Genomic DNA, 25,182 nt, shown 5'->3' on the forward strand with positions numbered 1-25,182 from the left:
CCCGTCCCCCCTCGCCGCCCCTGCCGCGGCGCTGCGGCCGTCGCAGCGCTACGGCCGCGGCTCCTTCGGCTCGGCCAGGCCCAGCCGGCGGTCCTTCAGGGCCGGGAAGCGGTCGCGGGTGGCGGCGACCGTCGACGGGTCGAAGTCGACGGTGAGGATCTCCTCGTCCGTGCCGGCCTCGGCCAGCACCTCGCCCCAGGGGTCGACGACGACGGAGCGGCCCGCCTGTTCGGTCCCGGCGTGGGTGCCGGCGGTGCCGCAGGCCAGGACGTACGCCTGGTTCTCGACGGCGCGGGCGCGGGCGACCGCTTCCGGATGGTCCGCCAGTTCGGCGGCTACCTGGTCGTCGGTGAGGAACTGCTCGATCGGCTCACCGTTCAGCAGTCGGCCGATGGCCATCATGAGATGGCTGGTCAGCATGGAGGCCGTCGCCTCGGTGACGAGGTGCCCCTCGGCTTCCAGGGCGGCGAGTTCGGCGGCGACGAAGTCGGCCACCTCGGGTTTGACCTGACCGCCTTCGCGGAACAGCTGGATCCGCAGTGCGAGCTGGTCGTCCATGATGGTCCTCCTCAATCAACAATAACCAGGATTCTGTATTTTCAGGGTGCGCGGCGCTCCGGGACATGCGCGTCGCGGCGGCCGCGCCGGCGGTCAGTACGAGGGGACGCGTTCCCCTCGCAGCACCTCACTCTGCAGCCGTGTCACCGTCGACAGGTCGAGCGATTCGCGGACGGCGGCGAGCGCCTTCGCCCCCTCGGTCCGGCCGATCACGGCGGCGGTGGAGTTGCGCAGGGCCAGCTCACGGGTGACCTCGTCGCCGAGCGGCACCACGTCGACGCCGAGCCCGAGCCGGTCCTGCGCCTCGTCGAGGTTCCAGACGGTCGCGTCCACCTCGTTCCGTGCGAACAGATCGTGCAGTTGCATGTAGGAGGCCTCCCGCCACTCGATGTCCTCCCGGCCCGCGAACACCCGCTCCACGAGCATGCGCAGATCCTCCGAGGCATGGTCGATCGCCACCCGGAGCCCCGGTGCGGCCAGGTCCGCCCCGTGCCGTACGAGCATGCCGTGCGCGCCGACGTAGGTGGCGGGGCCGAGGTCGGCCACCAGCTCCACCGGATGCTCGGCGATCAGCTGGTCGGCGGCGAAGCGCGACAGCACCACCAGGTCGACCTTGCCCTCCAGTAGGGCGGCGGTGCGGGCACCGGCACCCCGCATGAACGTGATCGCGAACGGTGCGCCCGCCTCCTCGAAGGCGCTGCGCAGTCCGGTCGCCAGCCCCTCGTACCTGCGGGAGTAGGGGAGCGGCATGGCCGCGAGCAGGGTGCCGAGGCCGGACAGCCGCCACAGGACCGTGCGGTCCGAACGGACCAGGAAGGTCCCCAGGTGGCCGCGCGCGGTCGTGGAGATCGCTCCCGCCTCCTCCAGCAACTGGAGGGCCGCCTGGACGGTTCCGTTGCCGCAGCCCAGCTCCTCGGCGAAGTCCCGCACGCGGGGCAGCCGGGTGTCCGGCTCGTGATGCAGGAGCAGGACGGCCAGCTGCCGGGCGGCGAGGCCGTTGCGCGTGAGGAGGTGGTCGTCGAGGTCGTTCACGAATCAAACAGTAAACAGGATTCTGGATACTGACAAGGTCCTCGTCGTCTGGGTGCGGGCCCGCCCCTCGGCGTGCACTCCCGGGAGCCTCGGCCGAGACTGGTGGCGGACAGCGAATCCGCGCCATCACCCGCGACCGGCGTGCGGGCGGACGCTCCGACCGGGGCGCCCCGACCACGGGAGAGAGTCATGGGCACACAGTTCGAAGCGACGGTCGACATCGACCGGCCCATCGAGGAGGTCTTCGCCTTCCTCGCGGACGGGGAGCACGACCCCGAGTTCAGTCCCCGGGTACAGCGCATCGAGAAATCGCCGAACGGCCCCACCCGCGTCGGCACCGTCTTCCACAGCACGGTCAAGGACGCGGGCATGACGTCCCGGCGCGACTTCGAGATCAGCGAGCTGGTGGCCCCGACGCGCATTCGCTGGCGCGAGCAGTCCAAGAACCTCATCACCGCGACCGAGGGCGGCTACGACCTCGGACGCGCTCCGGACGGCGGAACCCGGGTGAGGCTCTTCAACGTCCTGGAGGGCCACGGATTCGGCAAGCTGCTGGTCGGTTTCGCCGGCGGCGCGGCGCGCAAGGACGCGCCGGACTTCGGGCTGCGCATCAAGGAAGCCGTCGAAGCGTCCTGATGTGGCGTCAGTCCGGCAGGGGGACGCGGATCACGGGGTCGAACGGGTGCTTGTTGAAGCCGCTGCGCACATTGCGGCAGTCCGGAGCCTTGCACATGAAGAACTCGTCGACGCTCCGGCGGCCCGTCCGGCCGCGGAGCCAGGTCTTCTCGTCGGCGCTGAGGGAACGGTGCTGCTCATCGGAGTCACACGTGGCGCAGTACATGGCGCGAGCCGGCACGAGACCTCCTGAAGGGGGCGAACTGGCAGAAGGTGAAGCATATGAGGGCGCACCGGGTGTGGGCGGTGTGCGGCGCGCCCGGTCGCGTGGGTGTCGGCGAGCGCGCCCCGAGCGTTCGCGCCGGTGCCTCGGCCGGGTTCGGTCTGCCGCTGATCCCGCCCGGCATCCCGGGCCCGTAGCCGGAGGAGGCGTCGGGCCGAACCGTGATCGAGGAAGGGCAGGGCCATGCACATCGCTGTCATCGGCGGAACCGGACTGATCGGATCCCGGGTGGTGCGGGATCTCGACGCGGCCGGTCACCGCGCGGTACCCCACTCCCTGTCCACCGGGGTGGACGTGATCACCGGCGAAGGACTCGACGCCGCCCTCACCGGTGCGGACGTGGTCGTCAACCTGACCAACTCGCCGACGTTCGACGACGCCTCGCCGGCGTTCTTCCGCACCTCGATGGACAACCTCGTCGCCGCCGCCCGGAAGGCGGACGTCGGGCACTTCGTCGTCCTGTCGATCGTCGGGGTCGACCAGGTGCCCGAACTGGACTACTACCGGGCCAAGACGCTCCAGGAAGAGATCCTGCGGGCCGGCCCCGTGCCGTACTCCATCGTTCGCGCCACGCAGTTCATGGAGTTCATGGACGCGGTCCTCTCCTGGACCGCCGACGACGACACCGTCCGCCTTCCGCGCACCCGGCTCCAGCCGGTCGCCGCCGCCGACGTCGCCGCCACCGTCGCCGAGGTCGCGGCCGGCGCACCGCTCCGGGGCACCGTCGACCTCGCCGGGCCCGACGCCTGGCCGTTGGACGAACTGGGCCTCATCACACTCCGTGCCAAGGGCGACAGCCGCTCGGTGACCACCGACGACGCCGCAGGAATGTTCGCCGCCGTCAACGGCGACGTCCTCACCCCGAAGGGCGACGCCCGCATCGCCCCCACCCGCTACGCCGACTGGCTGGCGCGGCACGCCTGACGGGCGAGCCGCTGAGGGCGCGTACCGCGGCGGCCCCCGTCGGGAGAGCCGCCGCGGTCCCGGTCGTCCGCGTCAGCGGGTCAGGGCGAACGCCTGGGCCGGGGAGCCGGAGCAGGGCTGCTGCGAGAGCCTGGCCCCGTCGGCCGTCGAGGAACCGTCGACGCCGAGGCACTTGCCGCTGTGGCGGGCGACGAAGCGGTACTGCCCGCCGCCGGCCAGCGCCTCCGGCCGCCACTGCTGGTTCGTGCCGCCCTCGTACGACCACAGGTGGACCCTCGTGCCGTCGGCGGTCGCCCCGGAACCTCCGTCGACGTCCCAGGCCTTCGCGTTGTGCCGGTTCACCACCTGGTAGTGGCCGCCGTCGGTCGGCCTGAACTGCCAGCCCTGGTTGGCCCCGGTCCCGCAGGCCCACTGCTGGAGCGCGGTGCCGTTGTCCGTACCCCAGTCGGCCGCGTCGAGGCAGGCCCCGCTGTTGGCGTTCCGCACCTGGTACCACGCGGCGGGGTCGATGGAGCCCGCGGGCGGCTCCGTCGTACCGCCGCTCCCGTCCCAGGTGAAGGTGGCCACGGCCCCGGCGGGCAGGGTGTAGTCGAGCGACTTCCCGTTGTCGGTCAGGGAGAACCGCTGCGCTCCGGAAGCGGTGTTGACGACCACGGCCGCGCGGCTGCCGTCGCTGTTCTGGAAGGCGACGTGTCGTACCCCTCCGGCGTCCTGGCTGGTGGAGCCGATCCGGGTCGCGCCCACCTTGACGAACTTGGAGACGTGCCCCAGGACGTAGAACTCGGCGTTGCGGGTGACCTGACCGCCGTTGATCTCGACGATGCCGTTGCAGCGGGTGGTGCAGTGCCCCTGGTGGGGGCCGCCGTTCCGGTCGAGGGCGAGGTTCCAGTTGATGACCGTCTCACCGCCGTTGCGCATGTTCTGCACCACGAGGTTCTCGGCGTGCCACTTGAGCGTGTCGCCGAACGTGGTCGCCGGGTTCGCGCTGTCGGTGCCCGAGCACTCCGTGAAGAAGACCCGCTTCCCGGCGTCGGCGATCTGCTTCTGCGCGGCGGGCGCTCCGCCGTAGCAGTGGAACGCGGCGCCGATGATCCGCTGGATGCCGCCCGTCCGTGCGAACACGTCGAGCGGGTAGTTCGGATGGTCCCAGTTGTGGTCGTAGGCCAGGATGTTCGTCGGCAGGTTCGCCGCAGTGAGCGCCCCGTCCAGCACCCGCAGGAAGTCCGCCTGTTGAGCCGAGGTCATGCTCATGGACGGGTAACTGGTCGCGAACTCCGGCTCGTTCTGCGCCGTGAGGTCGGTGAGGGTGATGCCCTCCTGGCCGTACGCCCTGATCGCCTTGACGAGGTATTCGGCGTACGCCTGGTAGTGCTCGGGTCGCAGACTTCCGCCGTTGAGGGAGTTGTTGGTCTTCATCCAGGCCGGCGGCGACCAGGGGGAGCCCATGAAGCGGATGGCCGGGTTGATGGCCGCGGCCTGCTTCAGGACCGGGATGATCTGGCTCCGGTCCCGGTCGATGGAGAAGGCGCCCCGGGTGTCCTCGTACGTGTACGCGTCGCTGTTCGCGTCGAAGTCGGTGCTCCCCAGGGGCTGGCGAAGGTAGTTGAGTCCGATGCCGTCGCCCTCCGTGGAGAAGAGCGACCGCAGCACCGTGGTGCGCTGAGCCTGGGGGAGGCTCTGGAGGAGGTGGGCGGACGCGCCTGTCACCGATGCCCCCGCGCCGGTGAACTTCTGGCCCTTGTCGGCCGCGTCGACGCGGATGTCGACCGCCTGCGGGGTCCCGGTGAAGGGGACGTTCCCCTCCGGGGTGAGCTTCTTGGAGCCGTCGGGAGTGGTGACCCACACCTGTGCGGCCGGGTCGGCCGCCCGGGCGGTGCCGACGGCGCCGTCGACGCCGAGGGTGGCAACGGCGAGGACGAGCGCGGCGGCTGCCGCGCGCGCTCCGGAACGTGGGGGAGTGGAGCTTGGCATGGTTGCGGCTCTCCTTGGGTTCGTACCTGCTGACAGGTTGCACCCCGGCCGGCGGAGGGCGCGGCGGACGCCTCGCTCCGGGCGTGCCGGTCACAAGAGGGCGGGACAACGGCATGAAAGCACACCCACTAAGTGGTTAGTAAGTAGTCGGCTCCGGTGTTCTTCCCCGGGGCCCGGAAGATCTTCACCGGGGCTCCGGCAGGCTTAAGGTGAACCGGTGAGCAACCAGTCAGTGGGCAGGCCGGCGCCCGGTCCGGCCAAGCCCCGCACGCCGCGCAGCCCGGAAGCCCGGCAGCGACAGCAGGACATCCTGGCCATCGCCATGGACACCTTCGCCGCCCGTGGTTACAACAACGCCTCGCTGGCCGAGATCGCGGACCGGGTCGGCCTCACGCAGGCGGGGGTGCTGCACTACTTCCGCTCCAAGGCCCTTCTCCTCACCAGCGTGCTCGAACTGCGCGACCAGAGAGACATCGAGCACCTCGGCCCCGACCGCCCCCAGGGGCTGGACTTCCTCCGCCACCTGGTGAACACCGCACTGCGCAACGCGGAGCGCGAGGGCATCGTCCGGCTGTACGCGGTGCTCTCGGCGGAATCCGTCACCGACGACCACCCCGCCCAGGACTACTTCCGTGACCGCTACCACGGGCTGCGCGCCTTCGTCGCGGACGCCCTGCGCGAGGCCTGTGCGCCGCCCGCCGGCCGGGAGGACCTGACCGAGAACGCGGCCAACGCCATCATCGCGGTCATGGACGGCCTCCAGGTCCAGTGGCTCCTGTCACCGGAATCCGTGGACATGGCCGCGTCGACCGATCTCGTGGTCACCTCACTGCTGGCGACCCTCGACCCCGAGCGTTTCGGCCCGCACACCGCCGGCTGAGTGATGCGACCGGGCCGGCCGCCTACTCCAGGCCGTTGCGCGCGGCGAGACTCAACAGGACGCCGATCAGGTCGGGTTCGAGGCCCAGCGCAGTGAAGGCAAGGGGCGGCCCACCCCGCCGTTCGACCTCGACGCGGTGGGATGCCATGAGGAGCGAGGCGCTGCTCGTCCTGCGCAGACCGGTCACTTCCCGCCACATCACCGCGTCCCGCACCCCGCCGAGCGGGCCGGTGACGGCGATGCCTCCCTGGTGCAGCCGGCACTGGTTGCCGCCGTACCGCGCGGTGACGAAGCACCACAGCAGCCGCAGCCCGAACAGGACGAGCACCACCGTGGCGGCCACGGCCCCCTTGAGCAGCGCGGAGTTCGGCCTGATCCACACCAGCGCGACGATCAGGACGACCACCAGCAGGGTGATGGTCCGCACCGCGAACTGGGCGAGTGCGCCCACGATCCCCACGGCGTGGTACGTGCCGATCCGCTGCCCCAACTCCGGTTCGCCCCGGGTCTGTCGCACGATGAACCGCCTTGTCGGGATCGAGGCCACCGGGCCCGCGCGTCCTCGGCTCAGTGAGCGGCGGGCCCCGGACGGGCGCGCGACCGGTACTCGGCGCCACCGCGGACCCGACGCTACGGCTGCCCGAGACATGACACCAGCGACCGAATCGCATCGGACCCATGCGCGACCGGAATGCGATGGGGGAGGATGCCGGTGTCCGGGCGACGGGCGCGGCGGCAGGGGGAAGACATGTGGGAGAACGAATCGCTCCGGTTGCTCGTCACCGTGGCCGAGACCGGATCGTTCACGCGGGCGGCGGTCCGGCTCAACTACACGCAGTCCGCGGTGTCCCGGCGGATCGCCGCGCTGGAACAGCGGGCGGGCGGGCCGCTGCTCGTACGCCTCCCGCGAGGTGTACGGCTCACTCCCGCCGGGCGGGTGCTGCACCGGCACGCCGTGGACGTGCTCGACCGCCTGGCCCGGGCCGAGCGGGACCTCACCGTGCTGCACGCCGGAGGCGGTGGGCCGCTGCACACGGGCGCGTTCGCCACCGCCAGCATCGCCCTCCTGCCGGCCGCGCTGCGAGCCCTGAAGGACGCGCGGCCGGGGATCGAGGTGGTGGCCGCCGAAAGCCCGACCGGCACGCTGATGCGGCAGCTCGCCGACGGAACGCTGGACCTCGCCGTCGTGAGCGACTACCCCTACCCCCTGCCCTCGGCCGACGGGATCACGACCACCGTGCTGTGCGAGGACGAGCTGCTCGTCGCCCTCCCGCGCCGCCATCCCCTGGCCGGGGCAGAGGCCGTCGATCTGTACGAACTCCGCGACGAGACCTGGATCCAGAGCGCGTACGGCGACCGCCCCACGATGCTCGCCGACGCCTGCGCCCGAGCGGGCTTCACCCCGGAGAGGGTCATGCGGATCGGCGGCTGGGCGGGCAAGTTCGGGTACGCGGCCGCCGGCCTCGGCGTGGCCCTGGTCCCCTCACTGGCGGCGCCTGCGGTCCCCGGCGAACTCGTACTGCGCCCCCTCACCGACCCCGCCCTGCGCCGCACCGTGCACGTGGCGCTGCCCGACACGCCGCTCGCGGCGGCCCTGGCCCTGCGGGAGTTCCTGCACGGGGTGGTCGCGGAGCGCGAACGGCCCCGCTCACCGGGGTGATACGGCCCGCGCCCCGTCCGGTGCGCCGGTTCCGGGCGAGGGCGCGACGGAAACGGGCCCCTCCCGCACGTCCACGCCGTCCATCGCCTCCAACTGCGCGTCCAGGGAGGCCAGGAGCCAGTCGTGCGCGGAGCCCGGAGTCGGCTCGGGGCGGCCCCCGGGAGCACTGATCACCTCGGCCGTCAGGTCCCAGTACCGGTCGATGCGCGGATCGGCCGCGAGGCGGCCGGCCAGTACGCGGCGGAAGGCGGCCGTGTCGGGGGCGCCGTACGTGCTCGCGTACGCGTCCACGAACCCGTCCAGCGCCTCCCCGGGACAGGGCTCCGCATCGCGGCGCAGCTCCCCGCCCGCCAGGTCGTACGCCTCGGCGAGACCCGCGTACAGCACGGCCGACGCACGGGCCCCCGCGACGCCGTGCGCCCGCGGCTGGCAGGAGCCGCCGCCACAGCCCCCGCCGCCGCACGGACGGGTCACGTAGGCGTGCAGCCGTGCGAAGGCGAGGACCTGGGCCGGCCGCGGGTCGTCGGGCGGGTCCGGCACCGCCGCCTCCAGGAACGCGGTGACCGACCGGGCGGGCATGCGGGGCGGCAGCCACGCACGCCAGAATCGGGACAGCGAGGCGGTGCTCGGCGGGGCGGCGACCGCACCGACCAGCCGCAGCCGGTCGGGCCGCTCCGCCCGCGGGCTCTCCTGCACCAGCCTGAGCGCGGCCTCCCGCCAGCGCAGCGCGGCGAGCTCGGAGCCCAGGGAGCGCAGCCGCCCGGCCACGGCATCCTCCAAAGCGCCCCCTTCCCCGGCCCCGTCGCCCCACTCGTCCTGCGCGTCCTGCTCGTCGAGGATGCGGCGCACCTCGGGAACCGCCAGGTCGAGGCCGCGCAGGGAGCGGATCATGCGCAGCCGCTCCACGGCCTCCGGGGCGTACCTGCGGTGCCCGCCGACGCTCCGGGACGCCTCCGGAAGCAGCCCTCGGTCCGAATAGAAGCGGACGGTCTTGACGCTCACGCCCGTGTGCTCGGCCAGTTCGCCGATGGTGCACAGACCGTCGTACGACGAGAACACTTGAACCTCCACCAGGGGGAGTTCCTACGGTAACGGCGAGCGCTGCCGGGAGACCGGGCCGGTGCGCGGGAGACACCGTGACGAGGAGGAACCATGACCGTATTCATCCTGGTGGCCGGGGCGTTCACCGGACCGCACGTGTGGCGGGACACCGCCGCCCGGCTGACCGCGGACGGCGCCGAGGTGCGAACGGTGGCGCTCACCGGGCTCGGCGGACGCCCCGCAGATCCCGGCGAGGCCGTCGACCTGGAGACCCATGTCGCGGACGTGCTCGCGGTGATCGACGCGGTGGCGGCGGAGACCGGCGGGGAGATCGTGCTCGTCGGCCACGACTACGGCATCCACCCGGTGCTCGGCGCGGCCGACCGGAGGGCCGGCTCGATCGCCCGGATCGTCCACCTGGACGCCGGGATGCCGCGGGACGGAGTCCCCGCCCTGGCCGCCGTGCCCGACCAGCGACTGCGCGAGGAGCTGATGGAGCGCGCCGCCGGAAGCGGGGAACGGGGGACCGGCGGTGAGCTGCCGCCCCCGGCCCGGGACGCGTGGTCCCGCTGGGGGAGCACCGCAGGGCTCTCCGGGGCGGCGCTCGACGGGCTCACCGCCCTCGCGGCACCGCAGCCGCTGGGCACGCTGCTCCAGCCGCTGCGGCTCACCGGAGCCGTGGCCGACGTACCCGTGACCGGGGTGCTGTGCACCGGCAACGGGCCGGGCGTCGAGATGCTCCAGATCCTGGTGGACGTCGGCGATCCGGCTCTCCGGTCCCTGGCCGAGGCCCGGGTGCCCTTCCTCGAACTGCCCACCGGGCACTGGCCGATGCTGTCCTGCCCCGCCGCGCTGGCCGAGACCCTGATCGAGGCCGCGTCCGGCGGGGGACACCGGCTGATCGCTGCCGACGCCTCCCGCACGCCCGCCCATCTGCGGCCGTTCCTCCTCGACGTGCCCGACAGGCCCCGCGAACGGACCGGGAACACCGACCTGTACCTGCCGGACGGTCCTGGCCCGCACCCGGCCGTGGTGTTCGTGCACGGCGGACCGGTGCCCGCCGAGGCGCGGCCCACGCCCCGGGACTGGCCGACCCTGACGGGGTACGCACGCCACGTCGCCGGGCAGGGAGTCGTGGGCGTGACGCTCGACCACCGCCTGCACGCCGTGACCGATTACGAGGTGGCCGCAGCGGACGTGACCGACGCGGTGGAGCGGGTGCGCGCCGACCCCAGGGTGGACGCGGACCGGATCGTCCTGTGGTTCTTCTCGGGCGGAGGCCCGATCGTGGCGGACTGGTTGACGGACCCGCCGCCGTGGCTGCGCTGCGTTGCCGCGAACTACCCGATACTCGCGCCGCTGCCGAGCTGGGGGCTGGACGACACCCGATTCCACCCGGTCCGGGCGGTCTCCCGAGCCGGTCGCCTTCCCGTCGTGCTGGTCCGGGCCGAACGCGAGAGTGCCGAAATCGCCGCGACCGTCGAGGAGTTCCTGACCGAGGCCGCCCGCTGCGGAGCGAACATCGAGGTCATCGACGTACCGGAGGGGCGTCACGGCTTCGAGACCCTCGACCCGACCGACGGCGGGCGCGAGGCCGTGCACCGCGCGGTGGGCGCGGTGCTGGCCCGCTTGAAGGGGTGACGTCCCGATCCGAATGAGGGGGGTGACCCGGGGGCGGGACGACTACTCGATGACCAGCTCGACGTCGATGTTCCCCCGAGTGGCCTTGGAGTACGGGCAGTAGGCGTGGGTGGCCTCGACCAGCTTGCGCCCGGCCTCGCCCGCGAGGGTGTCCGGGAGTTCCACACGCATGACCACCGAGAGCCCGAAGCCGTCGCCGTCCTTGCCGATGGAGACCTCGGCGGTCACGGACGCGTCCTTGGTGTCGACCTTCATCTCGCGACCGACCGCGGCCATCGCGCTGGCGAAACAGGCGGCGTAGCCGGCGGCGAAGAGCTGCTCGGGGTTGGTGCCCCGGCCGTTGCCGCCGAGAGCCGGAGGCATGGCGAGGGGGAGGTCGATCTGACCGTCCGAGCTCACGGCACGGCCCTCTCGGCCGTTGGCGGTGGCGGCGGCGGTGTACAACGCGTCCATGGGTGACCCTCCACTGGAGCCCCGACCGGGATGGTCGCGGCGACAGAAATAAAGATTGCACACAACTGAGTTGTGCACAACTTAATAGAGGTCGACGGTACGCTGGTGCTCATGACCACTGCTCCGGGCGCCCCGCCCGATCTCTCCGGCGTGCCCGACGCGGAGCTGCTGCGACTGGACCACCAGGTCTGCTTCTCGCTGCACACCGCGTCGCGCGCGTTCGGCGGCTTCTACCGGCAGGCTCTCAAGGACCTGGGCCTCACGTACTCGCAGTACCTGGTCATGCTGGTCCTGTGGGAGCACGGCCCCCAGCCGGTCAAGGGCATCGGGGAGCGTCTCCAGCTGGACTCCGGAACCCTCTCGCCGCTGCTGAAGCGGCTGGAGGCGGCCGGGCTGGTCCGGCGCGAACGCAGCCGCGAGGACGAACGGTCCGTTCTGATCGACCTGACCGACGAGGGCGCGCGACTGCGGGACCGCGCACGGTCCGTCCCCCGTGGTGTGCTGGACGCCACCGGCCTTTCCCTGGAGGAGGTTCTGGGGCTGCAGGACGTCCTGGGCCGTCTCACCGCCGCCCTGGGTGAGGCCGCCGACGCCTACTGAGCCGCCGGGGGCCGGCGTGGCCGGTGGTCAGCCGTCGCGGTGGGTCAGGGCGTCGGCGATGCGGTCGGCGACCGCCCGCCGCATGCCGGGGTCCAGCCGCTCGGCGGTCAGGGATTCGTACAGCCACAGGCCGTCGGCCGCGAGGCGGACGATGAACCGGTCGAGCGCGGCCGGATCCTCGGCCGCCGACGCCGGGGACGGCGCCCACCGTTGGGTCACGGCTTCCCACACGGCCGCGTGCGCGGGGTTCGTCGACCCTTCGAGCATCAGCAGGAGCTCGGCCCGGGTGGCGCTCTGGATGGCGACCCGGGTGTAGGCGGCGAGCCGCTCCTCCCGGGTGGCCTCGGCCGCGGGCTTCCCGGCCGCCGCGGCCAGGTCGGCTTCCCACTGGTCGGCCAGATGCTGGTGGATCGCCCGGACGAGGTCCTCGCGCGAGGCGAAGTGGTAGAGGAGGCCGCCCTTCGTCAGCCCTGCCTCCGCGGCGACGGAGTCGAAGGTGACGCTCTTGACGCCTTCACGTTGTACGACCCGGGTGGCGGCTTCGAGGATCTGGGTCCGTTTGCTGGTGCGCATGTACTGCTCCCGTGCCGTCGGGTCGGTGGTGTGCGGGACTCGCTGGTGTGCCTGGCTCAGTGGTGCAAAGGACTGTGCGGGGTACGGGCGCTTCAGTGGTGCGCGGGCCCGGACAGCGCCGAGCCGGGGCCGTGGCGGCGCAGCAGCACCCCGGTCGCGAGGGCGCCGACGGCGAGGACGGCGGCGACCACGATCATCACGGCGAGGTACGCGCCGTCGAACGCCTCGGACGCCGCGGTGACCAGCGCGCTGTTGGCCCCCGCCCCTTCGCCGGCCAGGGCGAGCGCGCTGTCGAGGCTGTCGCGCGCCCGGTCGGACACCCCGGCGGGGAGGTCGATGGTCGCGGAGTACACGGCGGTCAGCAGGCTGCCGAGGAGGGCGACCGCGACCAGGCTGCCGAACTCGTAGGAGACCTCCTCGACGGACGAGGCCATGCCCGCCCTGCGGGCCGGGACATTGCCCATGATCGCGCTCGACGCGACGGACATGGCCGCGCCGAGGCCGCTGCCGGTGATGATCAGCCCGGTGACGAGGAGGCCCATGCTGGTGGCGAAGTTCATGAGTACCAGCACGGTGCCGACGGCGCCCAGTGCGAGACCCCCGGTGATGAGGGGCAGCAGGCCGACCCGGTGGAGGATCGCGCCCCCGAGCATCGCCGTGGGGAACGCGCCCAGGGCGACGGCCGCGACGAGGAATCCGGCCCGCAGCGGGGTGAAGCCCTCCACGAGCTGGAAACGCTGGGTGGTGACGAGCTGGATGCCGGCGATGGCGAAGAGGGCGAATCCGGCGGCCAGCACCCCCGCGAGGAAGGCCCGGTTGCGGAAGATCGCGAAGTCCAGCAGCGGGTAGGGCAGGCGGCGCTGACGTCGGGCGAACGTCCATCCGCCGACCGCGGCCGCGAGGACGGCGGCGGCGATGACGGCCGGAGCGGGGTCGGTCTTCGCCGTCTCCTTGATCGCGATGACGAGGCCGACCAGGGCGACGAGGGCCAGGAGCGAGGAGAGCAGGTCCCAGCGCTTGGACGGGTCCGGATCGTTCGGCGGGGCGACGAACAGCGTGGCCACGATGGCCGCGAGGACGACCGGGATGTTGATGATGAAGACCGATCCCCACCAGAAGTGCTGCAGCAGGATCCCGCTGATGATCGGCCCCAGCGCGCTGCCCACGACCGCCATGGTGCCCCAGACCGCGATGGCCATGTTGCGCTCGCGCTCGTCGTCGAAGGTCACGCGGATCAGGGCGAGGGTGGCGGGCATCATCGCGGCCGCGCCGACAGCGAGGAAGGCCCGCGCGGCGATCAGGGCCTCCGGGCTGGTGGAGAACGCCGCGACGAGCGAGGCCGCACCGAAGACCACGAGGCCGATCAGGAACATCCGCCGGTGCCCCACCCGGTCACCGAGCGTGCCGCTGCCCAGGAGCAGGCCGGCCATCACGACCGGATAGGCGTTGATGATCCAGAGCCCCTCGGAGCTGCTCGCGCCGAGATCCTCCACCAGCGTCGGCAGGGCCGCGTACAGGATGGAGTTGTCCAGCGTGATCAGCAGGAGCCCCGCGCTCACCACGGCCAAGAGCAGCCAGCGCCGCTTCGTGCTGATGGTCATCCCTCATGAGCCTCACTGTGAGAACCGCCCCGATCCCCATAACTGTACCTTACGAAAGGTATAGTTATGGATCGGCGTGACAGGTAATACTGCCGTAAGCCAATCTGACAAATATCATTGCCGAGTTGCAAGGTGACAGTTAAAGTTGTCGCATGGATGATGAGAAGGCGATTCCGACCCCTGATCAGAGTGACGAGAACTTCTGGGCCACGGTCCTGACCCCGGTGGACCCTGCCTGGAACGAGCCCGGCGACGACGACACGTTCGCCATGGACGAGCAGGTGCTCGCGGCGGTCCGGTCACTGGCGGAACGGATCTCGACGCGCGCGCTGGCCTACCGTGCGGCCGGCAAGTCCTTCGACGCCGCCCTCATGGCCGCGCCCGACGTGCAGCTGGCGATGCTGCGGTCGCTCTACGAGACCAAGCGGTCCGTCGACCGGCTGGCCGAGAGCGCGGCCACCGTCGCCGGACGCGGTGGATCCAGCTACGCGCAGCTCGGCGCGGCCTGGGGTGGGATCAAGCGTCAGTCGGCGCGCCTCAAGTGGCCGCACGCGGTGCCCAAGAAGTCCGCCAGCGAGTCCATTCCGCTGCATTACGCGGGTGGTGACGCCGTCATTCACCATGATCCGGGCGCCGACGCCTGGTGGTACACCGCCACGCGCGCGGACTTGCGGGAGGACGAGTCGGAGGCCGTCCACAGCACATCAGCCGAGGCCATCGCTCGGGCCACCGAGTTCCTGCTGTCGCACGACCGGCCCGCGTGACACGGAACGGCGTGACACGGAACGGCGTGACACGGAACGGCGTGACACGGAACGGCGTGACACGGAACGGCGTGACACGGAACGGCGTGACACGGAACGGCGTGGCACGGAACCGCGTGCCGCCGGTCATCGGACAGTGTCCGACGCGCTGATGCCCGCATCGCACTACCGTTGTCGATGTGGATCTCTTCTCGCGCTCGTGGACAGCGCTGCGCACGACGGTCGCCGGACTTCCCGCCGAGGACCTCGAACAGCCATCGGGCTGCGCGGGCTGGCTCGTACGCGACCTGGTGTGCCACCTGATCATCGACGCGCAGGACGTCCTGATCACGCTGGTGACGCCCGCCGAAGCGGAGCCGACCCGTGACGCGCTGACCTACTGGACCGTATCGGGCACTCCGCCCACGGGTGACGACCCGCTCGACGCCCTGACCGTGCGGCTGGCCGCCGCCTACGAGGACCCGGGTCTGCTCACGTTCCACCTCGACGACGTGGGCTCCGCCGCGGGCCGTGCCGCCCGGCTCGCCGATCCCGGCCTCCGGGTCAGCACCTGCGGCGAGGTCCTCACCGCGGGCGACTATCTCTCCGCGTACGTACTGGAGTGGACGCTGCACCACCTCGATCTGGTGCTGCACCTCCCGCACGCGGCGGGACCGCCCCCGGAGGGGCTCGCCCGGTCACGCGAGATGGTCGAGGGGATCTGCGGGGCCGCGTTCCCGGTGTCGTTCTCCGACGAGGACGTGTTGCTGGTCGGCACCGGGCGGCGGGCCCCGACCGATGCCGAGACGCGTGAACTGGGCGACCTGGCATCCGCGCTCCCGTTCGTCCTCGGTTAGCGCCGCGACCGCCGTGGGAGCACGGCGGTCGTTCAGGTCCCGTCCGCTCCCTGGTGGAAGTCCCAGGCGTCGATGTCGCGGTAGTGGATCGGCCCCGGGCCCCGGCCGATGTTGCTGCCGACCAGGTGGAGACGCCCGGCCTCCCAGCTCCGGCCGGTGAACGCGGCGAGCCCCGCCGCGGCCTCCACCGTGGCCGCGTGGTCGCCCCGTCGGGACCGCGCCAGCGTCAGATGGGGCCGCAGCGGCCGCTCGGGGAAGGAAACCCCGCACTGTCTGACGAGGGCGCGTACGTCGGTGGCGAGGTGATGCAGCCCTGCGAGGTCCCCCGTGACCCCGGTCCACAGCACCCGCTCGTCGAAGTGCCCGCCGCCGTGCAGCGCCAGCCGCAGGGGCCGCCGCCGCGCCGCGAGCCCGGCGAGCGGCGGCATCAGGGCCGGGACGGCGGCGACCGGCAGCTCACCGAGGAACGCCAGGGTGATGTGCCAGTCCTCGATGCGGTTCCACCGCATGCGGGGATGGGCGCCGTAGGCCGGGCGCAGCGCCTGCGCCAGCTCGTCCTTCGCGTCGTCGGGCGGGGCGAGCGCCAGGAACACGCGGGTCGTCGTGGCCCGGACGCTTTCGTCCGCAGGGGGGCCGGTCACGGCTTCGGGCGGTTCGTTCACCTGCCGTACCGTACGTGCCGGCCACGCCCCCGTCGCAACGCGGGGCCCGACGCCGGACCCGGACGCGGGCCGACGCCGTACCGTACGGCTCGATGCGGCCCGGACGAGCGACGGAACCCCGCGGGCGGCACGGAGAAGAGCGTCTCGACTCGCCGCTCCACGGCCGGGTCGGCGGTCGGGCATTCCCCGGTCAGGTCATGCCTCCCGTGCGAGGATGACCGCATGAGAACGAGACTTCCGTGGGGGGACGGATTACGGACCGGACTGGGCGCTCCGGGACGTTCCCGCCGGCTGAGCAGCAGCCCGCGCTCACGGGTCTGGCGGGTGGATACGGCCGGGGCGCCGGTGGTGGTGAAGCAGATCGTCGACGGTCCCGACGCCGATGAGCGGTACGCCCGCGAACTGGCCGCGTTGCGTCTCGCCGCCGGAGCCGAACCGGCCGTGGTGCCCGCACTTCTGGGCACCGCCCCCGGCGACCGGGTGCTGGTCCTGGAGCATCTCGACCACCGGCAACCCTCCGGCGACTGGATCGTGGACTACGCGGCGGCACTGGCCCGGCTGCATGCCGTCGCCCGCCCCGAGCACGCCGGAGTGCTGCCCCGCTGGCAGGGCCCGGACGCCGCCGACGCCGCCTCCTTCCTCCGGCTGGCCGCCGCTTTCGACGCTCCCGTCCCTCCCGACGTGCCCGGCGAGCTCGACGACCTCGTCCACCGGCTCGCCCGGGCGCCCGGGCACGCCCTGCTCCACGGCGACCCGTGCCCCGGCAACGACCTGCACACCACCGGCGGGACCCGGTTCATCGACTTCGAACAGGCCTCACTGGGCAGCGGGCTGGTGGAACTCGCCTACCTGCGCATCGGCTTCCCGACCTGCTGGTGTGTCACCGCGGCACCCGCCCCCCTGCTGGAACGGGCGGAGGCCGCCTACCGCACGGCATGGCGCACCGAGACCGGCGACGAACTCCACGGCGATCTCACCGACTCCTGCGCCGGCTGGCTGATCCGGGGCGACGCCCTGGTCCAGCGGGCCCACCGCGAAGGCGCCGATCACCTGGCCCGGATCCCGGTCCGCGACTGGAAGTGGGGCACCGTCACCGCCCGGCAACGCCTCGTCCACCGGCTCGGTGTCGTCGGCGGCATGACCGCCGGCCGCGATGGTCTGAACGGACTCAGTACCCTCTGCACGGACTTGCGCCGGCGGATGCTCGCCCGCTGGCCCGGGCTCCGGCCCGTCCCCGTGCAACGCCCCTGAGCCGAGGCGGTTCGCACGGGCGTCAGCGGGCCCAGCCCGGTGTCCACGCTTCGGCGGGCGGCGTCGGCCGTACCTGCGCGAGGTACCTGCGCAGAGCCGCCAGAACCGGGTGCGGATTGCCCGTCCGGTAGAGGAACACATGCGGATAGACCGGAGTCGGGCCCACGACCGGGAGCCGCCGCAGGTCGTGCGAGGCCGGCCATACGTAGCGGTCCCGGGAGCCGATGAGGGTGGCCAGCGCGGCGGAGTCGGCGATCGAGTCCATCAGCGCCTCGGTTCCGAAGTCGGGCCCGACGGCGTCGATGCGCAGACCGAAGTCCTCCGCCAGCCGGTCGTAGTAGGCGGCCCACTCGGTGCCCTGCTTGATGCCCGGGATCCAGATCCGGTGCCCGGCCAGGTCCGCCGGGGCCAACGACCGGGCGGAGGCCAGCGGGTGGCGCGGTCCGACGAGGAGCTGCAACGGATCGTCCAGGACGCGTTCGGCGCTGATCCCGTCGGGCAGCGCGCCCGCGGGCACGGCGCGGAAGGTCGCGTCGATCTCGCCGGCCCGCACCGCCTCGGCCGCCCCGGTCACGTTCGCGTCCGCGAGCGTCACCACGTCGAGGTCCGTGCCGGGGTGGGCCTGGTAGAAGCCGCGTACGGCCAGCGCCGGCGCGATGCGCCGGTGGAGCACGTCCACGCGCAGCACCCGGTCCCCGGGGCGCACCGAGGCGACGGCACGTTCCACGGCCCGCAGCACCTCGCGGGCGTGGGGCAGGAAGGCCTGCCCGTCCGGAGTGGGGCGCGCTCCTCGGGCGGTACGCACGAACAAGGTCACCCCGAGTACGCGTTCCAGGCCCGCCACGCGCTTGGAGACGGCCTGCTGGCTGATGCGCAGGTCCACGGCGGCTTCCCGGAACTGTCCGGTGTCCGCGACGGTGACGAACGTGCGCACGGCTTCGATGTCCACACCCTGAAGCCTATGGGCCCACAACCGTCGGTTGTGGCTCACCGGATGCGGGGTGTGTGTCCGCGGTGCGGGCCGGCCGCAGCGGCCCCCGGACCAGCACCTGGAGGAGGAGAGCGGCCACGACGGAGGCCGGCGCGCCACCGACGTCGAACCCGTGCGCGGACCGCTCGCGGGAGTCGGGAACACCGGGCCTGGCTGGTTCGGACTCATGGATTCCTCTCCACCGGCGTACACCCGCGACGCGGGTGCCCCAGGTGAAGGGCCGAGGCCCCAGGAGTGACCGACGCCCAGCGCACCTTGCCCCAGTGGCATACGATCATGCCTATGACGCAAGAAGATGGTGAGCTGGACAGCCTGGTACGCAAACGCATCCGCGCCCTGCGCGTGGCCCAGGGCTGGTCCCTGGAGGAGCTGGCCGCCCGCGCGAAGGTCAGCCAGTCCACGCTCAGCCGCATCGAGAACGGCCGGCGCCGGCTGGCCCTGGACCAGCTGGTCACGCTCGCCCGCGCCCTGGACACCTCCCTCGACCAGCTGGTCGAGACCGCCTCCGACGACATCGTCTCCAACCCGGTGGTCGACGGGGCCCACGGTCAGCTGCGGTGGCCCATCAAGGCGGAACCCGGCATGACCGTCATCCGTCAGCGCATGACCGAGCCGCCGCCCGACAACCCTTCCCGGCTGCGCGCCCATCCGGGCCGTGAGTGGCTCGTCGTCCTCTCCGGCACCGCGATCCTGCTCCTGGGCAACCGGCGCCTGCGGATCGAGACGAACCAGGCGGCGGAGTTCCCCACGATGCTCCCGCACGCGATCGGCGCCGAGGGCGGGCCGTGCGAGCTGCTGGGCATCTTCGACCGGGACGCCCGCCGTGGCCATGAGAGGGGCGAAGGCGCGGAGAGGACGGGCCGCCCGGCCCCGCCCGGCCGGAGCCTCCCGTGATGGATGCGGGGGGGCATAAGGGTGCCTGCCGTGCGGTCGGGTCCGAGCCCCCTCGCGTACGGCCGGACCATGCGGGCAGGGGCCCGCCGGTCGTCATGATCGGCGGGCCCCCGGCATCGGTCCGTGCGGCTGACCGTCCGTGCGCTTCAGCGGCTCACGCGGGGTCGACGCGCGAGACGGCGCCGGCGCTGCCGAGGACGTACAGCTCGCCGTCACCGCCCTCGACGAACGAGATGACCTCGCCGCCGCTGACTCCGAGGTCGCCCACGCCGGTCACCTCACCGTTCTCCAGCTGGAGCGTGCGCAGCGTGCCGTCGCAGTAGTCGCTGAACACATAGCTCCCCCGAAGGTCCGGCAGTGCGTCGCCGCGGTAGACGAATCCGCCGGTCACCGAGCAGCCGAGGCCCGTACGGTCGTACTCGTGGACCGGCGGGACGTGGTTCGCCGGCTCCGTGCCGCCGCGGAAGGGGTGGGTGCCCTCCATGGAGGACCAGCCGTAGTTCTCGCCGCCCTCGCTGTCCGCCGGGGCCCAGTCGATCTCCTCCCAGTCGCTCTGGCCGACGTCGCCGATCAGTAGGTCGCCCGTGCCCGCGTCGAAGGAGAACCGCCACGGATTGCGCAGCCCGTAGGACCAGATCTCGTCCTTCGCGTTCGCGTCGTCCACGAACGGGTTGTCCGCCGGGATCGCGTACGGTTCGCCTCCGCTCGGGTCGATCCGCAGCAGCTTGCCGAGCAGCGTGTCGAGCTTCTGTCCGTTGCCGTGCGGGTCGCCGCCCGATCCGCCGTCACCGAAGGCGATGTACAGATAGCCGTCGGGGCCGAACTTGATGTCCCCGCCGTTGTGGTTCGCGTACGGCTGGGTCTGGGTGAGGACGGTGCGCCGGGTCTCCGGCTGGAGTTCGCCGCCCTCCACGGCGAACTCGTCCACGGTGCTGGTGCCTTCGAGGTCCGTGAACGAGATGTAGAAGTGCGCGAAGGTCTTGTCGAACGCGACGCCCAGCAGGCCGCGTTCGCCGTCCGTGGTGGTCTCGTCGGAGATGTCGAGCACGGGTGCGCCGAGGCCCTGATCATCCAGAACTCTTACGGTGCCCGCGCGTTCGGCGATCCACAGCGTGTCATCGGGCCCGGCTGCTCCGGCCGACGGCCCCTGGGCCCTGGCCACTTCGGTCAGGGACGCGCTCACCGGCTGAACCGGGGCGGCGGGCTCGTCGGCCGACGCCGTGGCCAACGCCAATGACGTGACGAGGCAGAGCGTGCCGATGATCGCCGAGCTTCTGGTGCGAAATTTCACCGTGGCCTCCTGGAGGCGGCGAATGGGGGAGGTCACCCGGCTGCTCGAGCGGAGTTGAGTGGGGGGCGCGAGCCGGCAGGCAACCTGGGTGGGGGAGTTGGTGTGGCACCGGCTACGGGTGAGGATAGGGGGACGGACGTGGTCTGGCCTAGACCAGCGCTGCGGCGTCTTCTCCCGCGGCGCCGTTCGCGCCCCCCGCAAGTCGGTAGTCGGCCAATCGTCGACGCGAACGCGACCGGTGATGTATGCGTGCCCCCTGTTCGGCCGTTGATGGGAGCGCTCCAATTTCTTCCAACTGCGCTTCCGTGCAACGTAATTGCGTTGCACCGCTTGACAGTCATCGAATGCCACGCCAGTTTGGGAGCGCTCCCACACGCACGCTTCCCACCTGAATCCCCTACCTCCTGAGCGTCACGGACCCCTGAACCCGTCCGTCGCCACCCCCGACGGACGTACGAGAGGAGCACGGAGCCGCAATGAGAAGCAGAGGCACCACCCCGCACGCACTTCGCAGAAGAGCGGCCGCCGCACTGTCCGCACTGGTCATGGGCGCCGCACTCGCGGTGGCCGTACCCGGACAGGCGTCGGCCGCCGCCCGCGTCGACAACCCCTACGCGGGCGCCACCGCGTACGTGAACCCCGACTGGTCCGCCAAGGCCGCAGCCGAGCCCGGCGGCGACGTCATCGCGGACGAGCCGTCCTTCGTCTGGATGGACCGCATCGCCGCGATCGGCGGAACACCCGGCGCGCGAGGCCTGCGCGCGCACCTCGACACGGCCGTGAGCCAGGGAGCCGACCTCTTCCAGGTCGTCATCTACAACCTGCCCGGCCGGGACTGCGCGGCCCTCGCATCCAACGGTGAACTCGGCCCCACCGAGCTGAGCCGCTACAAGGACGACTACATCGACCCCATCGCCGGCATCCTCGGCGACCCCGCCTACGCGAGCCTGCGCATCGTCACGCTCATCGAACCGGACTCGCTGCCCAACCTCGTCACCAACGCCGGAGGGACCGCCGGCTCCACCCCCGAGTGCGCCACGATGAAGGCCAACGGCAACTACGAGAAGGGCATCGGATACGCCCTGCACACCCTGGGCGCCCTGCCCAACGTCTACAACTACGTGGACGCCGCCCACCACGGCTGGCTCGGCTGGGACTCCAACTTCGTCCCCGCGGCACAGCAGTTCAAGAAGGCCGCGACGACGGAGGGCGCCACCGTCTCCGACGTGCACGGCTTCATCGTGAACACGGCCAACTACTCGGCGCTCCAGGAGCCGCACTTCGCGGTGACCGACTCCGTGAACGGGACCACGGTGCGCCAGTCGCGCTGGGTGGACTGGAACTACTACGTGGACGAGCTCTCGTTCGCCAAGGCCCTGCGCACGGAACTGGTCCGTCAGGGCTTCGCCTCCGACATCGGCATGCTCATCGACACCGCCCGCAACGGCTGGGGCGGCTCCTCCCGGCCCGCCGGACCCGGACCTCTGACCAGCGCCGACGCCTATGTCGACGGGGGCCGGACCGACCGCCGCATCCACGCGGGCAACTGGTGCAACCAGAGCGGCGCGGGCATCGGCGAGCGCCCCACGACCGCCCCCGAGCCGGGGATCGACGCCTACGTCTGGGCCAAGCCCCCGGGTGAGTCCGACGGCAGCAGCGAGCCCATCGACAACGACGAGGGCAAGGGCTTCGACCGGATGTGCGATCCGACGTACACCGGCAACGGCCGCAACGGCTTCAACCTCACGGGCGCGCTGCCCGACTCCCCGGTGGCAGGGCACTGGTTCTCCGGACAGTTCCAGGAACTGCTCCGCAACGCCCACCCGCCGCTGGACGGCGGCAGCGGAGGCGAGGACGACACACAGGCGCCGACCGTGCCCACGAACCTGCGGGTGACGGCCAAGTCCAGCAGCAGCGTCGCCCTCGCCTGGACGGCGTCCACGGACGACACCGGCGTCACGGGGTACGACGTCCTCCGCGACGGCACCCGGGTGGGGACGACGGCCACGACGACCTACACGGACACCGGCGTGAGCGCCTCGACCGCCTACAGCTACTCGGTCAGGGCCAAGGACGCGGCAGGCAACGTCTCGGCGGGGACCCCGGCCGCACAGGTCACCACCGAGGCGGGCGGCGGCGCCGGAACGGGAGCGCTCAAGGCCGAGTACCGCAACACCGACAACTCCCCGGCCGACAACCAGATCCGGATGTCCCTCCGCCTGGTCAACACCGGTTCGGCCGCTATCGACCTGTCCACGGTCACGGCCCGCTACTGGTTCACCTCCGACGGCGGCGCGAGCACCTTCGCCACCGCCTGCGACTACGCGGTGCTGGGCTGCGGCAGCGTGACGCACGGCGTCCGGCCGGTGGGCACACCGGCCACCGGAGCCGGCCACTACCTGGAGGTCGGCTTCGGCAGCGGCAGCCTCGCGGCGGGCGCCACGACCGGGGAGATCCAACTGCGGCTCAACAAGAGCGACTGGTCGGCGTTCCAGGAGAGCGACGACTACAGCCGCTCCACCAACACCGCCTTCGCCGACGCCCCGAGGATCGGCGTCTTCACCGGCACCACCCTCGCCTGGGGCACCGCCCCCTGACCCGCTCCACCACCGGCAAGGCACCCGGCACTGCCGCTGCCCCTCTCCCCGGACGACGGGAGAGGGGCAGCGGCGCGGAGGCCGGGACGGACAGGACCCGGGTCAGCGCACGTCGACCCGGTCGCCGGCGCCGGTCGTGGCCAGACGGGACGACGTGGCCTTGAACTGCGCCTTCCAGGTGCCGTCCTTCTTGGCGGTGAACCCCTTCGAGAACACGCCCTTGCCGTTCGTGCGTACGGTCGCCAGCTTGCTCCACTTGCTGGAGCCGTCGGCCTTGAACAGGATGATCACGGACTGGCCGGAGGCGTTCTTCCAGGTGCCGTCGAGGCTGCGCAGGGTGCCCTTGACGGTGATGGTGCGCCCCTTGCGGACCGGCTCGGGAGAGGCGTTGAAGCCGGAGACGGCGGTCCGCAGCTTGACGTCCACGTTGTCAAAGGTGCTGACGGCCGCGGCGCGGTCGGCGGTCCCCGCGTAACGGGCGCGCCAGGTGCCGTCCTTGACGGCGGTGACCGACGCCGAGGCGACGCCCTTGCCGGAGGTGCTGACCGTGGTCGCCCGGCTCCAGGTCTTGCCGCCCTTCGCCCGGAACTCGATCACGACGGGCGCCTTGGCCAGCGGCCGCCAGACGTTGTCCGTGGCGCCGGCGGTCTGGAGCGTGGCGACCACCTTCAGCTTGCCGCCCTTGCCGACCGGCTCCGGAGAGGCGTTGAAGGAGACGATCCGGGCGGGCACGGCGGACACCGTGAGCGCGGCCGCCGAAGTGGCCGTCTCACCGGACGTGTTGACGAAGACGGCACGGTAGCGGTGGCCGTTGAGCGCGGCCGACGCCTTGACCGACAGGGTGGTGGTGGCGGCTCCGGAGACGGTGCTCCACGTCGCGCCACGGTCGGTGCTGCGCTCCCAGCGGACCGAGTCCGCGCCGGTCGCGGCGGCGGTGAACGTACCGGTCGCGCCCGAGCGGACGGTACGCGGCGCGGGGTGCTGGGTGACGGTGGCGGCGGGGACCTCGACGCCGAACGTGAGCGGCTGGGCGACGTCCTGGGCCCGGGAGGGCATCCAGGCCGGGTCGCTGCCGTCGTGCGAGTTGAAGCTCGTCACGAAGCAGGCGGTGGTGCGGCAGTCGACGACGGGGGCCCCGGAGGGGGTGAAGGTCTCGGTGAGCTTCAACGTGACGCTGAAGGCGCCGTCCGCGCCGACCTGACGGATGTACGCCGCGTTGCCGAAGACGCTGGGGTAGGTGGTGCCTGGCAGGGCGATGGACTGGGCCAGATACACGCCACGCCCGGGCTGGTAGCCCTTGCCGCTGACGGTGACCTCGTTCTCCGCGCCCAGGCCGGTGACCTGGCTGACCGTCAGGGTGGGGACGCTGACGCCGCCGCTGATGGCGACGGGGTCCAGCGCCGTGCCGACCGCGTACATGGGCCGGCCCTGGTAGGCGAAGATGGCCGCGCCCTCGTCGGTGAGCGTGGCCGTGATGCCCGTCCAGTCGAGGGCGGCTCCGTCGAGCGCGTCGGCGGATGCCGTGAGCGCGGCGAGCGGTACGCCGGGCGTGGTCACCGGGGCCTTGCCGGCGGCGATGTCGGTCGTCACGTCCATGTGGAGCGTGCCCTTGCCGCCCTTGAGGACGACACGCGGGTTGGCGAGCGTGATGGCGGATATCCCGTGACTCGGGACCGCGTAGGTGACCGAGCCGCCGAAGCGCACATCGGCGGAGCGCTCGGCAGGGTCCACCGACCCGTGCTTGACGGGATAACCGACCCGTCCGGTCGCGTCGGCGGTCGCACCGCCGGCCACGTTCACCGAGCCGCCCGAGCCGGTGACGTAGCGGACCCAGGAGTCCTTGAAGCCCCAGGAGGACCGGCCGGACACCAGGATCGGGGAGGCCGCGGACGTGGTACCGCCGGTCTCGGCCCGCTCGGCCGCGTGGATGCCCGGGGTGGCGGCGGAGGCGGGAACGGCGAGGATGCCGGCGCCCACGGATACGACGGTCAGGGCGGCGAGAGCGGCCAGGCGGCCGCGGCGGGGCATGGACATGCGCTGCATGTCTCCTTCGGGGGAGGGGTA

Annotated in this window: 24 protein-coding genes; 11 read left to right on the plus strand and 13 right to left on the minus strand. The window is 72.1% G+C overall.

The features are described from left to right. Positions 1 to 48: 48 nt before the first annotated feature. Together HET64_RS39620 and yhfZ are read right to left on the minus strand one after the other, a co-directional pair. Positions 49 to 558, minus strand: a complete 510-nt coding sequence (locus tag HET64_RS39620; protein ID WP_285801840.1) for a nitrilase-related carbon-nitrogen hydrolase — start codon at positions 556 to 558, stop codon at positions 49 to 51. Positions 559 to 651: 93 nt separating this feature from the next. Beyond that, complete coding sequence (gene yhfZ / locus HET64_RS07495; RefSeq protein WP_215103262.1) at positions 652 to 1,590, minus strand: GntR family transcriptional regulator YhfZ; 939 nt, start codon at positions 1,588 to 1,590, stop codon at positions 652 to 654. Between the two features lie 189 nt (positions 1,591 to 1,779). Here yhfZ and HET64_RS07500 point away from each other — a divergent pair, with 189 nt between their 5' ends. Beyond that, entirely contained in the window at positions 1,780 to 2,226 is a 447-nt protein-coding gene (locus HET64_RS07500) for an SRPBCC family protein (RefSeq protein ID WP_215103263.1), read from the plus strand. 7 nt (positions 2,227 to 2,233) lie between these two features. Here the strand turns inward: HET64_RS07500 and HET64_RS07505 are convergent, their stop codons facing one another. Continuing rightward, positions 2,234 to 2,446 carry a hypothetical protein gene (locus HET64_RS07505; RefSeq protein WP_215103264.1) on the minus strand — a complete coding sequence of 71 codons (213 nt, stop codon included), beginning with the start codon at positions 2,444 to 2,446 and terminating at the stop codon, positions 2,234 to 2,236. A 225-nt stretch (positions 2,447 to 2,671) separates the two neighbouring features. Between HET64_RS07505 and HET64_RS07510 the strand changes: the two genes are divergently transcribed. Then, positions 2,672 to 3,412: an SDR family oxidoreductase gene (locus HET64_RS07510; protein ID WP_215103265.1), complete on the plus strand. Its 741-nt coding sequence runs from the start codon at positions 2,672 to 2,674 to the stop codon at positions 3,410 to 3,412. Between the two features lie 72 nt (positions 3,413 to 3,484). On the opposite strand, the gene HET64_RS07515 is transcribed toward HET64_RS07510, so the two are convergent. Next, complete coding sequence (locus HET64_RS07515) at positions 3,485 to 5,383, minus strand: RICIN domain-containing protein (protein WP_215103266.1); 1,899 nt, start codon at positions 5,381 to 5,383, stop codon at positions 3,485 to 3,487. Between the two features lie 217 nt (positions 5,384 to 5,600). Here HET64_RS07515 and HET64_RS07520 point away from each other — a divergent pair, with 217 nt between their 5' ends. After that, positions 5,601 to 6,263 (plus strand): TetR/AcrR family transcriptional regulator, encoded by a 663-nt coding sequence (locus HET64_RS07520; protein WP_308369887.1) that lies wholly within the window; start codon positions 5,601 to 5,603, stop codon positions 6,261 to 6,263. Positions 6,264 to 6,285: 22 nt separating this feature from the next. Here HET64_RS07520 and HET64_RS07525 read toward each other — a convergent pair whose 3' ends face one another. Continuing rightward, entirely contained in the window at positions 6,286 to 6,780 is a 495-nt protein-coding gene (locus HET64_RS07525) for a hypothetical protein (protein ID WP_308369888.1), read from the minus strand. Between the two features lie 231 nt (positions 6,781 to 7,011). On the opposite strand from HET64_RS07525, the gene HET64_RS07530 reads away from it, so the two are divergent. Beyond that, positions 7,012 to 7,923 carry a LysR family transcriptional regulator gene (locus HET64_RS07530; RefSeq protein ID WP_215103267.1) on the plus strand — a complete coding sequence of 304 codons (912 nt, stop codon included), beginning with the start codon at positions 7,012 to 7,014 and terminating at the stop codon, positions 7,921 to 7,923. Here HET64_RS07530 and HET64_RS07535 read toward each other — a convergent pair. Beyond that, the gene (locus HET64_RS07535; RefSeq protein WP_215103301.1) at positions 7,912 to 8,982 is read right to left on the minus strand and encodes a MerR family transcriptional regulator; all 1,071 of its coding nucleotides are present in this window, start codon (positions 8,980 to 8,982) and stop codon (positions 7,912 to 7,914) included. The two genes, HET64_RS07530 and HET64_RS07535, sit on opposite strands and share 12 nt — an antisense overlap. 93 nt (positions 8,983 to 9,075) lie before the next feature. Here HET64_RS07535 and HET64_RS07540 point away from each other — a divergent pair, with 93 nt between their 5' ends. Beyond that, a complete protein-coding gene (locus HET64_RS07540; RefSeq protein ID WP_215103268.1) occupies positions 9,076 to 10,605 on the plus strand; it encodes an alpha/beta fold hydrolase in 1,530 nt (509 codons plus the stop codon). A 42-nt stretch (positions 10,606 to 10,647) separates the two neighbouring features. On the opposite strand, the gene HET64_RS07545 is transcribed toward HET64_RS07540, so the two are convergent. Further along, positions 10,648 to 11,058 carry an Ohr family peroxiredoxin gene (locus HET64_RS07545; protein WP_215103269.1) on the minus strand — a complete coding sequence of 137 codons (411 nt, stop codon included), beginning with the start codon at positions 11,056 to 11,058 and terminating at the stop codon, positions 10,648 to 10,650. Between the two features lie 111 nt (positions 11,059 to 11,169). Between HET64_RS07545 and HET64_RS07550 the strand changes: the two genes are divergently transcribed. Then, the gene (locus HET64_RS07550) at positions 11,170 to 11,658 is read left to right on the plus strand and encodes a MarR family winged helix-turn-helix transcriptional regulator (protein WP_215103270.1); all 489 of its coding nucleotides are present in this window, start codon (positions 11,170 to 11,172) and stop codon (positions 11,656 to 11,658) included. Positions 11,659 to 11,685: 27 nt separating this feature from the next. Here the strand turns inward: HET64_RS07550 and HET64_RS07555 are convergent, their stop codons facing one another. Next, positions 11,686 to 12,231, minus strand: a complete 546-nt coding sequence (locus HET64_RS07555; protein ID WP_215103271.1) for a TetR/AcrR family transcriptional regulator — start codon at positions 12,229 to 12,231, stop codon at positions 11,686 to 11,688. Between the two features lie 92 nt (positions 12,232 to 12,323). Then, entirely contained in the window at positions 12,324 to 13,832 is a 1,509-nt protein-coding gene (locus HET64_RS07560) for an MFS transporter (protein ID WP_215103272.1), read from the minus strand. Positions 13,833 to 13,984: 152 nt separating this feature from the next. On the opposite strand from HET64_RS07560, the gene HET64_RS07565 reads away from it, so the two are divergent. Then, positions 13,985 to 14,596 (plus strand): hypothetical protein, encoded by a 612-nt coding sequence (locus tag HET64_RS07565; RefSeq protein WP_215103273.1) that lies wholly within the window; start codon positions 13,985 to 13,987, stop codon positions 14,594 to 14,596. A gap of 179 nt (positions 14,597 to 14,775) precedes the next feature. Beyond that, the gene (locus tag HET64_RS07570) at positions 14,776 to 15,432 is read left to right on the plus strand and encodes a maleylpyruvate isomerase N-terminal domain-containing protein (RefSeq protein ID WP_215103274.1); all 657 of its coding nucleotides are present in this window, start codon (positions 14,776 to 14,778) and stop codon (positions 15,430 to 15,432) included. A gap of 32 nt (positions 15,433 to 15,464) precedes the next feature. Here HET64_RS07570 and thpR read toward each other — a convergent pair whose 3' ends face one another. Beyond that, positions 15,465 to 16,094 carry an RNA 2',3'-cyclic phosphodiesterase gene (thpR, locus tag HET64_RS07575; RefSeq protein WP_215103275.1) on the minus strand — a complete coding sequence of 210 codons (630 nt, stop codon included), beginning with the start codon at positions 16,092 to 16,094 and terminating at the stop codon, positions 15,465 to 15,467. A 222-nt stretch (positions 16,095 to 16,316) separates the two neighbouring features. On the opposite strand from thpR, the gene HET64_RS07580 reads away from it, so the two are divergent. After that, on the plus strand, positions 16,317 to 17,345 hold the full coding sequence (locus HET64_RS07580; RefSeq protein ID WP_215103276.1) for an aminoglycoside phosphotransferase family protein: 1,029 nt from the start codon (positions 16,317 to 16,319) through the stop codon (positions 17,343 to 17,345). Between the two features lie 22 nt (positions 17,346 to 17,367). Here HET64_RS07580 and HET64_RS07585 read toward each other — a convergent pair whose 3' ends face one another. Further along, the gene (locus HET64_RS07585) at positions 17,368 to 18,294 is read right to left on the minus strand and encodes a LysR family transcriptional regulator (protein WP_215103277.1); all 927 of its coding nucleotides are present in this window, start codon (positions 18,292 to 18,294) and stop codon (positions 17,368 to 17,370) included. A 324-nt stretch (positions 18,295 to 18,618) separates the two neighbouring features. Here HET64_RS07585 and HET64_RS07590 point away from each other — a divergent pair, with 324 nt between their 5' ends. Continuing rightward, positions 18,619 to 19,230: a helix-turn-helix domain-containing protein gene (locus tag HET64_RS07590; protein WP_215103278.1), complete on the plus strand. Its 612-nt coding sequence runs from the start codon at positions 18,619 to 18,621 to the stop codon at positions 19,228 to 19,230. Positions 19,231 to 19,384: 154 nt separating this feature from the next. Here the strand turns inward: HET64_RS07590 and HET64_RS07595 are convergent, their stop codons facing one another. After that, positions 19,385 to 20,521 (minus strand): sorbosone dehydrogenase family protein, encoded by a 1,137-nt coding sequence (locus HET64_RS07595; RefSeq protein WP_215103279.1) that lies wholly within the window; start codon positions 20,519 to 20,521, stop codon positions 19,385 to 19,387. A gap of 476 nt (positions 20,522 to 20,997) precedes the next feature. On the opposite strand from HET64_RS07595, the gene HET64_RS07600 reads away from it, so the two are divergent. Then, entirely contained in the window at positions 20,998 to 23,118 is a 2,121-nt protein-coding gene (locus HET64_RS07600) for a glycoside hydrolase family 6 protein (protein WP_215103280.1), read from the plus strand. A gap of 102 nt (positions 23,119 to 23,220) precedes the next feature. Here HET64_RS07600 and HET64_RS07605 read toward each other — a convergent pair whose 3' ends face one another. Continuing rightward, positions 23,221 to 25,152 (minus strand): HtaA domain-containing protein, encoded by a 1,932-nt coding sequence (locus tag HET64_RS07605; protein ID WP_215103281.1) that lies wholly within the window; start codon positions 25,150 to 25,152, stop codon positions 23,221 to 23,223. Positions 25,153 to 25,182: the final 30 nt, after the last annotated feature.

Source organism: Streptomyces sp. McG3, assembly GCF_018619185.1.
Taxonomy (GTDB): Bacteria; Actinomycetota; Actinomycetes; order Streptomycetales; family Streptomycetaceae; genus Streptomyces.